At 69.0% G+C, this 13,040-nt stretch carries 13 protein-coding genes; 5 read left to right on the top strand and 8 right to left on the bottom strand.

The genetic code is table 11. From position 1 onward, the window contains the following. Window positions 1-49 precede the first annotated feature (49 nt). Window positions 50-586, bottom strand: a complete 537-nt coding sequence (locus IEY07_RS10205; protein ID WP_229669927.1) for a MarR family winged helix-turn-helix transcriptional regulator — start codon at window positions 584-586, stop codon at window positions 50-52. A 122-nt stretch (window positions 587-708) separates the two neighbouring features. On the opposite strand from IEY07_RS10205, the gene IEY07_RS10200 reads away from it, so the two are divergent. The 4 genes from IEY07_RS10200 to IEY07_RS10185 are packed head-to-tail and all read left to right on the top strand — an operon-like array spanning window position 709 to window position 4,607. After that, the gene (locus IEY07_RS10200; RefSeq protein ID WP_188895136.1) at window positions 709-2,211 is read left to right on the top strand and encodes an SDR family oxidoreductase; all 1,503 of its coding nucleotides are present in this window, start codon (window positions 709-711) and stop codon (window positions 2,209-2,211) included. A gap of 17 nt (window positions 2,212-2,228) precedes the next feature. Continuing rightward, entirely contained in the window at window positions 2,229-2,597 is a 369-nt protein-coding gene (locus IEY07_RS10195; protein ID WP_229669926.1) for a lycopene cyclase domain-containing protein, read from the top strand. Next, window positions 2,590-2,910: a lycopene cyclase domain-containing protein gene (locus IEY07_RS10190; RefSeq protein ID WP_188895134.1), complete on the top strand. Its 321-nt coding sequence runs from the start codon at window positions 2,590-2,592 to the stop codon at window positions 2,908-2,910. The genes IEY07_RS10195 and IEY07_RS10190 overlap by 8 nt, the downstream gene beginning before the upstream one ends. After that, on the top strand, window positions 2,907-4,607 hold the full coding sequence (locus tag IEY07_RS10185; RefSeq protein ID WP_188895132.1) for an FAD-dependent oxidoreductase: 1,701 nt from the start codon (window positions 2,907-2,909) through the stop codon (window positions 4,605-4,607). The genes IEY07_RS10190 and IEY07_RS10185 overlap by 4 nt, the downstream gene beginning before the upstream one ends. Here IEY07_RS10185 and IEY07_RS10180 read toward each other — a convergent pair. The 6 genes from IEY07_RS10180 to IEY07_RS10155 are packed head-to-tail and all read right to left on the bottom strand — an operon-like array spanning window position 4,571 to window position 11,183. Further along, a complete protein-coding gene (locus IEY07_RS10180) occupies window positions 4,571-5,632 on the bottom strand; it encodes a Rieske (2Fe-2S) protein (protein WP_188895130.1) in 1,062 nt (353 codons plus the stop codon). The genes IEY07_RS10185 and IEY07_RS10180 overlap by 37 nt on opposite strands. Then, window positions 5,629-6,507, bottom strand: coding sequence for a phytoene/squalene synthase family protein (locus IEY07_RS10175; protein WP_188895128.1), 879 nt, complete (start codon window positions 6,505-6,507; stop codon window positions 5,629-5,631). Before IEY07_RS10175 ends, IEY07_RS10180 begins: the two co-directional genes overlap by 4 nt. Further along, complete coding sequence (crtI, locus tag IEY07_RS10170; RefSeq protein ID WP_188895126.1) at window positions 6,504-8,021, bottom strand: phytoene desaturase family protein; 1,518 nt, start codon at window positions 8,019-8,021, stop codon at window positions 6,504-6,506. Before crtI ends, IEY07_RS10175 begins: the two co-directional genes overlap by 4 nt. Next, window positions 8,018-9,160, bottom strand: coding sequence for a polyprenyl synthetase family protein (locus IEY07_RS10165; protein WP_188895124.1), 1,143 nt, complete (start codon window positions 9,158-9,160; stop codon window positions 8,018-8,020). Before IEY07_RS10165 ends, crtI begins: the two co-directional genes overlap by 4 nt. Window positions 9,161-9,210: 50 nt before the next feature. Next, window positions 9,211-9,804 (bottom strand): isopentenyl-diphosphate Delta-isomerase, encoded by a 594-nt coding sequence (gene idi, locus IEY07_RS10160; RefSeq protein ID WP_373288832.1) that lies wholly within the window; start codon window positions 9,802-9,804, stop codon window positions 9,211-9,213. A 17-nt stretch (window positions 9,805-9,821) separates the two neighbouring features. Continuing rightward, on the bottom strand, window positions 9,822-11,183 hold the full coding sequence (locus IEY07_RS10155; RefSeq protein ID WP_188895122.1) for a cryptochrome/photolyase family protein: 1,362 nt from the start codon (window positions 11,181-11,183) through the stop codon (window positions 9,822-9,824). A 336-nt stretch (window positions 11,184-11,519) separates the two neighbouring features. On the opposite strand from IEY07_RS10155, the gene IEY07_RS24690 reads away from it, so the two are divergent. Further along, a complete protein-coding gene (locus tag IEY07_RS24690) occupies window positions 11,520-11,621 on the top strand; it encodes an AarF/UbiB family protein (RefSeq protein ID WP_373288825.1) in 102 nt (33 codons plus the stop codon). Window positions 11,622-11,665: 44 nt separating this feature from the next. On the opposite strand, the gene IEY07_RS10145 is transcribed toward IEY07_RS24690, so the two are convergent. Beyond that, window positions 11,666-12,943, bottom strand: coding sequence for a nucleotide disphospho-sugar-binding domain-containing protein (locus IEY07_RS10145; RefSeq protein WP_188895120.1), 1,278 nt, complete (start codon window positions 12,941-12,943; stop codon window positions 11,666-11,668). Window positions 12,944-13,040: the final 97 nt, after the last annotated feature.

The following is a 13,040-nucleotide window of genomic DNA, read 5'->3' as shown; positions in this document are numbered from 1 at the left end:
GCCACCGGAAGACCTCATTCGCCCAGGGGGTGCGACGCGTTCGCACGTCCTACGTTCCGTCGCTCGGGATACCGCTTCGACTGCGACTGGTCGATTCGTCGATGCCCGCCCCTCCACCTGATCGCGACTCGCGGACAGCGGCGAAGCTTCTGAGGATGTCGGTCGCCTGGTTCAAGAAGGCGAGTACGGTCGAGGCCTCCTCCTCGCTCAACGATGTTCCGAGCTCCCGGAATCCGTCATTGACATCACGGAGCGTCTGGCGGATCTCAGCACGGGCATGCTCTGTTGCAGTCAGCCGGGTACGACCACGGCCGACATCAACACGCGCCTCGGCCCGGGACCGCTCCAGATGACCGGCTTCAGCAAGCCGGTCGACCAACGCACTGGCCGAGGCCGTCCGAATGCCCAGCCTGTCGGCCAACTCCGCGGGGCTCAGATTGCCGCCACCCGCGGTGATGAGATCCATCGCCTGCACATCCGTGACTCGAAGGCCCAGCTGGCGGGCGGCGATCGCCTGCATCTCACGGCCCGCTTGAAGCAGCCTGCGCACCGCCAGGCTTATGGCGTACGCATCCGCTTCGCTCACCCCACGATCGTAGCGTCAGGACGGCCGCGGTCGGGGCCGGAGTATCTCTCATGACGACGCGACGCTAGAATATCTAGTTACTAGTTCCATTGCGAGAGTTCCATTGCGAGGAAGGGCGTCGCATGTCCCGAAGTCAGCACGGTCTGGTCCTCGTCACCGGTGCGACCGGATACGTCGGCGGCCGGCTGATCCCGGAACTGCTGGCGGCAGGGTTCCGGGTGCGGGCCCTGACCCGTCGGCCACAGGCGTTGTCCGACCGTAGCTGGTCCGACCAGATCGAGATCGTCGACGGTGACGCCGACAGTCACGATGACCTGCTGCGGGCGTTGGCGGATGTCGACGTCGCGTACTACCTCATCCACTCGATGCGTTCCGGACCACATTTCGAGTCGATGGACCGACGTGTGGCGCTGGGTTTCGCCGATGCCGCCAAGAAGTCCGGCGTCCGGCGGATCGTGTATCTCGGCGGCATGCACCCGCTGGACGGCGAGTTGTCACCGCACCTGGAATCCCGCCGCGAGGTCGGCGAGATCTTCCTGCAATCCGGTGTCGGATCGATCGTGCTGAAGGCAGCCGTGATCATCGGCTCCGGAAGCGCGTCGTTCGAGATGATGCGCTATCTGACCGAGCGGCTGCCGGTAATGGTCGCCCCGACCTGGATCAATACCAAGATCCAGCCGATCGCGATCCGAGACGTGCTCCGATACCTCGTCGGAGCGGCCGGCCTCCCCGGCCAGATCAACCGTGCCTTCGACATCGGCGGCCCGGACGTGCTGACCTATCGCGAGATGATTCAGCGGTACGCCGCAGTCGTCGGCCTGCCGTCGCGGCTGATCCGGGCGACCCCGGCCCTCACCCCGTGGCTGGCCAGCCATTGGGTCGGTCTGGTCACCCCGGTGCCGGCCGGGATCGCCAAGCCGCTGGTGCTGTCGCTGACCCACGAGGTCACCGCCAAGGAGCACGATCTGGAGGCGCTGATCCCCTCCCCGGAAGGTCTGATCGGCTTTGACCGGGCGGTCGAGCTGGCACTGCAGAAGATCCGGGACTACGACGTCTCGACGACATGGACTTCGGCCAGCTACGGCGAAGCGCCGAGCGATCCGCTTCCCGATGATCCCGACTGGGCCGGCGGCGATCTCTACGTCGACGACCGGTGCACGGTCGTGGACGCCACACCGGAGATGTTGTGGCGGGTGATCGAGGAGATCGGCGGCAAGCAGGGTTGGCATTCGTGGCGGCTCGGCTGGTCGACTCGCGGTGTGCTGGACCGGATCGCCGGCGGCCCCGGGCTGCGGCGTGGTCGCCGGGATCCGCTCAGCCTGCAGACCGGTGACGCCTTGGACTGGTGGCGGGTCGAGAAGATCGTGCACGGGTCGCTGCTGCGGTTGCGCGCGGAGATGCGGCTTCCCGGCCGGGCCTGGCTTGAGCTGATCAGCGAAACCGACGACCAGGGCCGTGCCGTCTTCCGTCAACGGGCGATCTTCCACCCCCAGGGACTGCTCGGTCACCTCTACTGGCGGTCCATCGTCCCGTTCCACGGCATCGTGTTCGGCGGGATGCAACGCAATATCTCCGAGCTGGCCCGACGCGGCGCGGCGCCGGACCGTCAGGTGGTGGACCACTGACCGCGACACCGGCAGTTGTGCTGATCATCGTCGCCGGACATCTGCAGTACCTGTCACTGCTGGCACTCTGCGTGCTCGTCACCCTTCCCCTGGAGATCTTCCTCGGCGCTCGCGTCTACCGGCGTCCCGGGCGTCTGTTGATCACCCTGCTGCCGGTCGTGGTGATCTTCTCTGCCTGGGATGTCGTCGGTGTGGTCGGTGATCATTGGAGTTACAACCCGGCGTACATCACCGGCCTGCGGATCTTCGGTGTGCTGCCGATCGAAGAGCTGGCCTTCTTCGTCGTCATCCCGCTGTGCGGGCTGCTCGCCTACTCGGTGCTCGGGCGCCTGCTGCCCCGGCGAACACCGAGCAGACGCGGTGGGACGTCGGTGCCGGATGCCTGAATACACGCTGCTGACGGTGATCAGCGTGCTGGCCGTGGTGCTCGTCGAGCTGCTGCTGCGGACGGGGATCTTCGGCTCCGTACGCTACTGGCTGACCATGATCATCGTGTGGGCGTTCCAGGTCCCCGTCGACGGCTGGCTGACCAAACTGTCCGATCCCATCGTCATCTACCGGCGGTCGGAGATCCTCGGCCTCAGGTTTCCCTGGGACATCCCGATCGAGGATTTCGGTTTCGGCTTCGCGTTGGTCACGTCGACGATCATGATCTGGCAGTCGCTCAGCCGCCGCTCTGAGAACGTTGCCGACCGATGAGCCGACCGACGAGCCGCGGAACGGACCGGGCTTGGAGGCCTGGCAGGGATCGCAGGGCCGAGCTGCTTCCCGCGATCGCGGGCCGGCCGGTCGCCGACCACGGCCGGTCCGTTGCCGTGATCGGCGGCGGAATCGCCGGGCTCGCCGCCGCGACGGCGCTGCTGGAACGCGGCGTAGCTGTCACGGTGCTCGAGCGGCAGCCGTATTTCGGCGGTCGGGCCGGGGCCTGGCCGGTCCGTCACGCAGCTGACAGCGTGACGATGAGCCGCGGGTTCCACGCCTTCTTCCGGCAGTACTACAACCTCCGCGGACTGCTCCGGCGCGCCGATCCCGGGCTTGATCGGCTACGACCGGTGGGCGACTACCCGATCAGGCTGGCCGGCGGCCCGACGGACTCGTTCGCCCGGATTCCCCGGACGCCGCCGTTGAGCATCGCCGGCTTCGTCCTCACCAGCTCCAGCATTCGTGCCCGGGACCTGGCCCGGGTCGACGTCGGCCACGCCCTCGGTCTGTTGGACGTCGACTTCCCGGACACCTTCAGCGCCTGGGACCGAGTCAGCGCAGCCGAGTTCCTGGACCGGCTGCGGTTTCCCGCGCAGGCCAGGCACCTGGCTCTGGAGGTGTTCGCCCGCAGCTTCTTCGCCGACCCCGCTGACTTCGCGGCCGGCGAACTGCTCGCGATGTTCCACAGCTACTTCGTCGGATCGTCGGAAGGCCTGTTGTTCGACGTCCCCGACGACGACTACGACAGCGCGCTGTGGGGACCGCTGAGCCGGCGACTGGCCGATCAGGGCGCAGACCTGCTGCTCGAAACCGACGTGCACAGCATCGACCTCGCCGAGCAGACCGTACGGGTCCGCCACCGTCCCGCGGGATCGACGGTCGGTGACGGAGCAGAGCTGACCTGCGATGCCGTCGTGATCGCCGTCGACCCCGGCGGCCTGGCCGGCCTGGCCCGCGGCGTCACTGCAGGAGTCACCGGCGGGATCACCGGCGGAATCACCGGTGCCGATCCAGACTGGCTCCGGCAGCTGGGTGCGGTCCGGACGGCACCTCCGTTCGCCGTCTGGCGGCTCTGGCTCGACCGTCCGGTGGCACCCGGGCGGCCGGCGTTCCTGGCGACCAGCGGCTACGGCCCGCTGGACAACATCAGCGTCCTCGACCGTTACGAGGCCGGCTCGGCGCGCTGGGCGGCCGAGCGCGGCGGTTCGGTCGTCGAACTGCATGCGTACGCCCTCGGGGGATCCGGCTGGTCCGGTTCCGATCCCGGCCATCGGGCCGCTGCCGGCCAGCTCAAGTCCCGGCTCCGTACGGAGCTGGCCGCGGTGTATCCCGAGACGGCCGAGGCCCGGGTGCTGGCCGAGGAGTGGCGGACCGATCAGGACTGCGTCCTGGTCGGTCCGGGTCCGTGGGCGGACCGGCCGACGGTCGGCACGCCGGATCCACGGGTGGTGCTGGCCGGCGACGCGATCCGTTGCGAGCTGCCCGTCGCCTTGATGGAGCGGGCGGCGACGACGGGCTTCCAGGCCGCCAATCAGCTGCTCGCCGGCTGGGGCGTCCGCGGGCACGATCTGTGGACCGTGCCCCGGCAGTCACGGCAGCGCTGGCCCGGCGCCCTGCGCCATCTCCTCGTGCGCCGGCTGCTCGGGCGCCAGCCGCTTCAGCCGGGGAATTCGCCTCGGCACCGCAATGCGTAGCGGCGTTCCGCGTAGACGAGATCGTCCACCCAGAGCCGCCGCGCGACGTGCCGCATGGCGGGTCGCAGCAGCCCGGCCAGCCTGCGAGCGGTGACGAACCCGGGCCGGTCGGAATAGGCGACGGTGAGCTCGGTCATCACGGTCTCGGGTTGCGGATCGCCGGGTCCGGTGATCGGTGTGGCGTGCGTTTCGACGACGCTGCCGACGCCCTCGCCGTCGATGATCCGCATCACGATCGTCCGGCGGTCCGGGCAGACGAACTCCGCCCGGACCGGCACCCCCAACCGGTGCCCGAGGCGGAAGGTGACGTCCACTGCGAGCCGCTCCGGCGTGCTGGCGTCATCGTCGACCCGCAGGTGGCTGAACGAATACGGGTGGAACCAGGCGCCGTGCCACGGATCGAGCCGGTTGGCCATGATGTCGACCGGCTCGCAGCGGCCGCGGCGGGTGATCACCGCGCTCACCGACTGGGCCAGCGGCGGCCGGTCACCGACGACCGGAGCGGCGGTCGGCCGATCGCCGTCCGGGTCCGTGCCGAGATCTTCGCCATCGCCGGCCACCGGTGGGACGCGGGCCCACAGCAGAGCACCGTCGTCCTGAGCGGCGTACGGCTTCCAGTTGCCGTAGCCGGCGTCGCCGAGCATCAGGCCGTGCCACCGGCAGACCAGATTCCCTTCCAGCACAGGGCAGCCGTCCAGCAGCGCACCCAGATGCGGGCAACCGCCCGGTCCGGCGCGCAACCCGCCGTCTGCCGAGCGCCACAAGGTGATCTCCCGGCCTGCGATCACCCGGGCGATGCTGGCCGAATGTCCGAGATCCTCGCTCCGGCCGACCACATACCAGCCACCCGCGGACCGTTCCTGCGACAGCCGCAGGGACTCGCGGATCCTGGCGGGTTTGGCCTCCCGCCAGGTCGGCCGCAGGTCGTCGTATCCCGGTTGGGGTCGCAGCCGGATCGGCACCCGGGACCGGACCGTCCGGCGGATCAGGTCCGTACGGGTCTGTTCGGACGGGCGGATGGTCATGCGGCCTCCCTGGGCTCGACGGCGATGCGCGGCGGTCCGATCAGCAGGATGCGACCGGCGGTTGCCGCCTTGGCAGCGGTCGGCACGACAGCACGTCCGGAGAACACGTCGTACCCACGGGCCTCGATGCGCTCGAGGATCCGGGCATACAGCACCTGGGCAGTGGCGACGCAGCGAGCCGATGCCGGCGGCAGCATGGCGATCCCTTGCCTCGCCCGGGCGTACAGCTCCCGATTGCGGTCCACCTCGTACGCCATCAGCCGACGCCATCCGGGGGTCACCCGGCGTTCGGCGGGATCGGCATCGAAGCGTTCCAGATCCTCTTGGGGCAGATAGATCCGGCCGCGGTCGAGATCCTCGCCGACGTCCCGCAGGAAGTTGGTCAGCTGGAATGCGAGCCCGAGCGCCCGGGCCGGCTCCCGTGCCCGGCGGGACGTCGGCTCCAGGATCGGCAGCATCATCTCGCCGATCACCGCGGCCGACCCTTCCATGTAGCCGCACAGATCGTCCCAGGTCCGGTAGCTCGACCGAGTGAGGTCCATCCGCATGGCGCCGAAGAATCGGTCGAAGCACTCCCGATCGATGCTGCGACGGATCACCGTGTCGGCAACCGCGGCGAGCACGGGATCGTCGCAGGGACCGTTCAGGGCGGCATTGAAGCGGTCCTGGAACCGGTCCAGCTCGCGGCCTCGGCCGACCGCATCCAGATCCGCGACGTCGATGATGTCGTCGGCGAGCCGGCACAGCGCGTAGACGGTGTACACCTGGCGACGCTGCGTGCGCGGCAGGATCGCCGCGCCCCAGTAGTAGGTGGTGCCGTGCCGTCGGGTGAGCCGGGCACATTCCCGGTAGCCGGCTCGGAGTAGATCGCTCATCCGGTCACCGAGACGTGGGGTTCCCGGCGGCGAACCGGCGCCGTCCGCCCGGTCAGATAGTCGCCGACCCGCTGGGCCGCCAGCCGGCCGGAGATGATCACCATCGGCACCCCGACCCCGGGCACCGTCCCGGAGCCGGCGAAGAACAGCCCGGGGACCCGATGATCATGGTTCGCCGGCCGGAAGGGACCGGTCTGTCCGAAGGTGTGCGCCAGCGCGAACGGTGTGCCGTGCGAATGCCCTTGATTGGCCCAGTCCTGTGGAGTGATCAACTTCTCGGTGATCACCTCGGACGGATAGCCGGCGGAGTTCAGGAATGCGCCGAGCCGGTCCCGGAAGAAGTCGCTCTGATCCTGCCAGTCGATATCGGCCGCGGTGTTGGGAACCGGCTCCAGGACATACAGCGTGCTGCAGCCGTCCGGCGCGCTGCCGGCGTCGTCGAGGCTGGGAACGGTGACCAGACGGGACGGGTCAGGCATCAGCCGGCCGTGCTGCAGCATCGCCGTGAACGACTCCTCCCAGGATCGTCCGAAGTGGATGTTGTGATGCCGCACCCGCTCGTCGGGAAGACCGCGGACGCCCAGATGCCAGACAACCGCCGACGGTGCGTAGCGGCCGGAGCCGAGGCGGCGCGGCGGCCGGAGCATGGGCAGCAGCTTCCGGTAGGTCGTCGACAGGTCACCGGTGCAGACCACGGCGTCGGCCATCAGCCGGTCGTCACCGGTGCGAACGCCCGCCACCCGGCCGCGCGAGTCGGTGATCAAGCCGGTGACCGGCTGCCCGGTGGCGAGCACGCCGCCGGCGTCGACGAAGGCGTCGGCAAGTGCCCGCGGAACGGCGTGCATGCCGCCGTCGGGGAACCAGACGCCGGAGATCGAGTCCAGGTAGCTGATCACCGCGTAGATCGCCAGCGCCTCGGACGGCGACAGGCCGACGTACAACGCCTGGAAGCTCATCAGCCGTTGCAGTCTCGGGTCGGCGATCCGCCGGCCGATCGCCGGGCCGAGGCGTCCGAAGCCGCCGGCCGCGAACAGCCGGGCCAGAGTCGCCGGTGACCGGAGCAGGTCCAGCGGTGTCCGGTAGTTGACATCGATGAACGTGCTGAACTCGAGCTCGTAGAGTCGGGTGACCCAGCTGACGAACCGCTGGAATCGCCGGACCTCCTGCGGCCCGCAGCTGCGCTCGATCTCGGCAAGCATCTCAGCCGGGTCGGTATGGACGTCGATGGTCGACCCGTCAGCGAATCGGCCCCGATAGGCTGGCTCCAGGCGTCGTAACGGCAGCCGATCGGCGAGCCGGCTGCCCACACATCGCAGTGTGTCGTCGATCAGGCTGGGCATGGTCAGCACCGTCGGGCCGGTATCGAAACTGAAACCGTCCTGCTGCAGCCGGCCGGCCACTCCGCCGACCTGGGACGACTGCTCCAGCACGGTCACCTCATGACCCTGACCGAGGAGCCGGCAGCCGGCAGACAGCCCGGCCAGCCCGGCGCCGACGATCACGATCTTGCTCATCGGTCCCGCCAAGCGACCTGGCCGGCGAGCTTGATCAACGCGTTCGCCGCGCCGGCCCGGGGGCCGTTGCCCGAGGCCAGCGGCGCGACCGCGGACGTCGCGCAGTCGACGTGCCGCTGGATCATCGTCTCCACCTCGGCCCGCACTCCACAGATGGTGATCACCTGTTGCAGCCGGACCACATCGTCCTTGGTCAGCTCGGATCCCGCGCGGTCCAGCAGCCGCCGCTCGGAGAGCGGCAGCCGCTGATGAGCCAGCGCGATGATCACGGTGGGCTTGCCGGCGATCAGATCGTCACCGGCCGGCTTCCCCGTGACTGTCGGATCACCCCAGACTCCGAGGATGTCGTCCCGGAGGGCGAACGCCGATCCCGCCTCGTGGCCGTACACCTCGAGCCTGCGCAGAGTCGACTGGTCCGCGCCCGCCGTGGCCGCGCCGAGTTCCAACGGCCGCTTGATCGTGTAACCGCCGGACTTCAGCTGCGCGACCGCCAAGGCGCTGCGAGGACGTCTCTCCCCCACGGCGGCGCCGACCAGATCGCCCACCTGGCCGCGGATCAGCTCGATGATCATCCGATGCCACCGCCGGGCGATCTCCGGCGCGCAGCTGTTGATCAAGTGATCGGCCTCCGCATGGGCCAGGTCGCCCAGGAGCACGGCCAGACTCTCGCCGAACTGGTCCGGACGACCGATCGCACCATGATCGCGATGCCGCGCGGCGAGCAGCACATGAGCCGTCGGACGTCCTCGCCGGGAGACCGAGGAGTCCATCACATCGTCCTGCACCAAGGCGAAACTGTGCAACAACTCCAGGGCCGCGCAGACCCTGATCAGATCCTGCTCCGCCGTTGTGCCCGGCCTACCGCCGGCGATCTGGAAACCGAGCAGGCCGACGATCGGCCGCAGCCGCTTACCCCCGGAGAAGAGCACCTGTCCCAGCAGCTCCGGCAGGTCGCCCAGAGTCGGGCCATGATCATCAATGGCCTGATCATCAATGGCTTGATCATCGACGGCTTGATCATCAGCACCAAGATCATCGGATTGCCAGCCGATGGTCGCGTCGGCGAGAACCTGGCGCAGCAACGCATCCACTCGTGCCAGATGATCACCGAAAGCCGGCTCCTGGGACAGCGATCGCACCGAGCTCCCCGACGTCAGCGTGGCGCCTTGAGGCCGCCGCCGGCCGTCGATCAACATCGGGCCACCGCACCGTCAGGTCCGGCGCCGAACGCGTCCGGTCCGAGCTGGGCGAGCTGGCCCACCGCCCACGGACTGAAGGCGTACGGAGCCTGCCGGACTGCTGCCCGGATCTCGTCGGGAGAGGTCCAGACCCAGTCCATCACCTCGTCTGCATCCGGCGCGAGGGTTTCGGGATCGGCCAGCGTCGCCGCGTAGACCGGACAGAACTCGTTCTCCACGATCCCGCTCGGGTCGACCGCCCGGTAGCTGAACTCCGGCAACAGGGACCGGAGCCGCTGCACCCGGACGCCCAGCTCCTCGTTGACCCGCCGCAACACCGCGTCCTCCACCGGCTCGCCGGGACGTGGATGTCCGCAGCAGGAGTTCGTCCACACGCCCGGCCAGGCGCGCTTGCCCAGTGCGCGGCGGGTGAGCAGCACCCGACCGTACGGATCGCTGATCCAGCTGGAGAACGCCAGGTGTCGGGGGGTGTCCGCGCCGTGCACCGCCAGCCGCTTCCGTCGTCCGATCGGTCGTGCCTGATCGTCGACGAGCACGACGTCGTCGCCCTGCGCCGCCATCGGTCCGATCAACATGGGTTCCATCGAGGTCCGCTCGGTCGTCACTGTCCGCCTCCCCGGGTCGCCAGGAAGTGCGCGCGGCCGGCAGCCAGATCGGCGATCGGTTCCGGATAGCCCAGCGCCTTACGTTCGATCTCCGGCAGCCGCCAGGGCTCGTGCACATCCCGCGGATCCTGCAGGTCGGCCAGTTCCGGAACCCATCGGCGTACGTAGCGGGCGTCGGGGTCGTAGCGTTCGGCCTGCCGGAGCGGGTTGAGGACCCGGTTCGGCCGCGTGTCGGTCCCCGTCCCCGCGACCCACTGCCAGTTCAGGTTGTTGTTCGCCAGGTCACCGTCCACCAGGTGATCCAGGAAATGCCGGGCACCGTGCCGCCAATCCAGATAGAGGGTCTTGGTGAGGAAGCTGCCGGTCACCAGCCGCGAACGGTTGTGCATCCAGCCGGTCTCGATCAGCTCCCGCATCCCCGCGTCGACCAACGGAAACCCGGTCTGCCCGGCCCGCCAGGCGTCCAGCAACCGACCCGGATCGCTCCACTGATCGTCGCGATACCGGTAGTCCTGCCACGCCGCAGCGGGACGAGCCGCCAGTACCTGGTGATGGAAGTCGCGCCACGCGAGCTGCCGGACGTACGCCTCCGATCCCCTGCTCGGCCGCTGGTCGGCCTTGCTCGCCAGCTCGACCGGTGACAGGTTGCCGAAATGCAGGTAGGGCGACAGCCGGGACGTGCCATCGGCGGCGAGGTCATCGTGATGGTCCAGGTAGTCGGCCAGCCCGTCGGCGAACCACTCGTTGGCGCGGTGTCGGGCGACCGTCTCACCGCCCTGCCAGTCGTGCGCCGCCGCGCCGGCAGGCACTCGGCCCTGGCTCAGCCCTTCGGGCAGGTCGATCCGGTCCGGAACTGGCACCAGCGGCCGCCGCCGTTGGTCTCGCCACCGCCGGTAATACGGGCTGAAGACGCTGAAATGATCCGACCCGGACGGCGTGATCTCGCCCAGCGGGTGCACCGTGATCACCGCTTCGTGCACCACGAGCCGTCGGCGCTGGCACGCCAGCACCCGGTGCAGCCGTCGCTCCCGGGCGCGGGCGTAGCCGGAGGCGTCTGCTGCGATATGGACCGATTCGACGTCGAATCGCTCGGCCATCCGCGCCACTTCCTCGACCGGATCGCCGCTACGGATCACCAAGGCTGCGCCGAGCTGCTGGAGCGACGCATCGAGATCGGCCAGACCCGCGTTCAGGAAATGCTGCCGATGCCGGTTGCTGAAGGAGCTGTCTGCGATCACCGTGTCCTGGACGAACATCGGAATCGTGAACTCGGCCGCCGCTGCCGCTGTCAGGACCGGGTTGTCGTTGACCCGAAGATCGCGCGTGAACACTGCGATGCTGGTTCGCCGATCAGCCATTGACCTAGGTCATCTCCCCATCGAATCAAACTAGAATATCTAGCTTGTACCCGGATTCTGCCGTCCAGACCGCCGAGAATCAAACACTAGAAAATCTAGCTGCCTGAGCATCTGACCCGTCCGCTGGCTGGATGGTTGCTGCAGACGGCGAGCCGGAGCGTTCTTCGTTCCGTCGCGGAGCGGAGCTGGCCTCACTGCCGCTCGACTCGCCGGACGTCGAACCGTGGCCCTCGGGCGGAGATTGCGCGGCGCATCGGCCGAATCGGTCAACGCGGAACTGCGGCAACAAGCAGCCGACCAACTGTTCCGAGTCCTGGCGAACTCGAGGGCGGCGCCATGAAGGTCGGGCAGGCGGCTGCGGCGTCGATCGGACAGATGCACCGCGGCGTCTGGCGAGACGGTCGCGCCGTCGCCGTGAAGGTCCAGTATCGCGGCTGACGGGCTTTGCCCAGACGATCTGAGACCGCAGCCCGCGGCACGGACTACAGCGCGGCCCCAACCGCTGCGACGATTCGCTCCATCGGGTCGCCGAGCCCGGCGGCCGAGGCGGCGAGCGCCGCGGACTTTAGGGCACAGCGGCGATCGGCAAGAACGCGGCGGACCGCGTTGCGGATCTGCCGCGGGCGTGGCCGGCCGCTGCGAAGGTCGAGGCCGATGCCACTCCAGGCCACCCGCGCGGCGACTTCGGCCTTGTCCTGGGTGTCGCCCGCGACGATCAGCGGCACGCCGTCGCGAGCCGCGAGCTGGACTCCGCCGTAACCACCGTTGGTGATCATCAGGTCGGTTCGCGGCAGCAGCCAGCAGTAGCAGGCGAAGTCGACGACCTGCACGCCGGGATGATCATGGGCTCCCAGCGACGTGATCGCCGTGTCGGCGCCGCCGGTACTGGCGATGACGGTCAGCTCGTCCCCGGCGAGGGCTCGGATCGCCGGCAGCAGGAGCCTGGTCGGATCAGCATTGTCCAGGGTGCCCTGGGTCACGTGTACGACCGGCTTGCGCTGATCGAGGATCAGATGGCTGCCGCAGCCGCACGACGCAGGAAGCGGCCCGACAAACTCCACGAAAGCCGGCAATTCTCGCCGCGGATACTCCAGTTCCGGCAACCCCAGTTGAAAAACGCGATCGAACCGCGCGATGGCGCCGAACAGCGTGATCTCGCCCGGGCCGACGCCTATTCCCGCGGCGATCGTGTCGATCGTTGCCTGGACGACACGCAGCGGCCCGTTGCGCAACAACCAGTCGGTCTGACGGTTACGCGTTCGGCCGGCCGGCCCGTCCCAGGGCCGTAGGGCCGTGCCGAACGGTGCGCAGTCCTGGCTCGGCAACATGATCGGCGTCACAGAGATCCCGATCACCGGCGGCCGCAAGCCCGGCGAGCAGGAGGCCAGGAGAGGCTGGACGCCGAGAAATGAGACATCGGCGACGACAGCGTCGAACCGCGGCGTACGTCCGACCGGGTGGAGCAGACCGGCCACCGCGTCGGCCTGGGCACGTAACGGGACCACGAAGGTATCCAGGATCTCGTCGCGCCCCTTGATCCAACGCGGCCGCCAGCGAGCGGTGCCCCGAGCCGAAGGAGCCGAGCCGCTGCCGCGGCCCGAAGCGGGCGGGGGGCGCCGAGGTGCTTCCGCGCCCTGACCCGGAGTGTCCCCGGCGAGCAACACCACCTCATGTCCGGCGTCCTGTAAGGCCCGCGCGATCCGCGTCAGCGGGCCCAGGTGCCCGTACACCGGCGTCGACGCCACCAGGATGCGTCCCACCGAAATCACCTGCCTTCCCGAGTCGCCGCTCGCCGGCAGCAGGCCGTCGCATCACTGGACGACCCTGTCCAGCGATGCGACGGTGCTCAACCCGGAC

The sequence above is a fragment of the Microlunatus endophyticus genome (assembly GCF_014646195.1).
GTDB lineage: Bacteria > Actinomycetota > Actinomycetes > Propionibacteriales > Propionibacteriaceae > Microlunatus > Microlunatus endophyticus.
The sequence above is the reverse complement of the archived record's forward strand: the minus strand, read 5'-3'. Positions and strand labels throughout refer to the sequence as shown.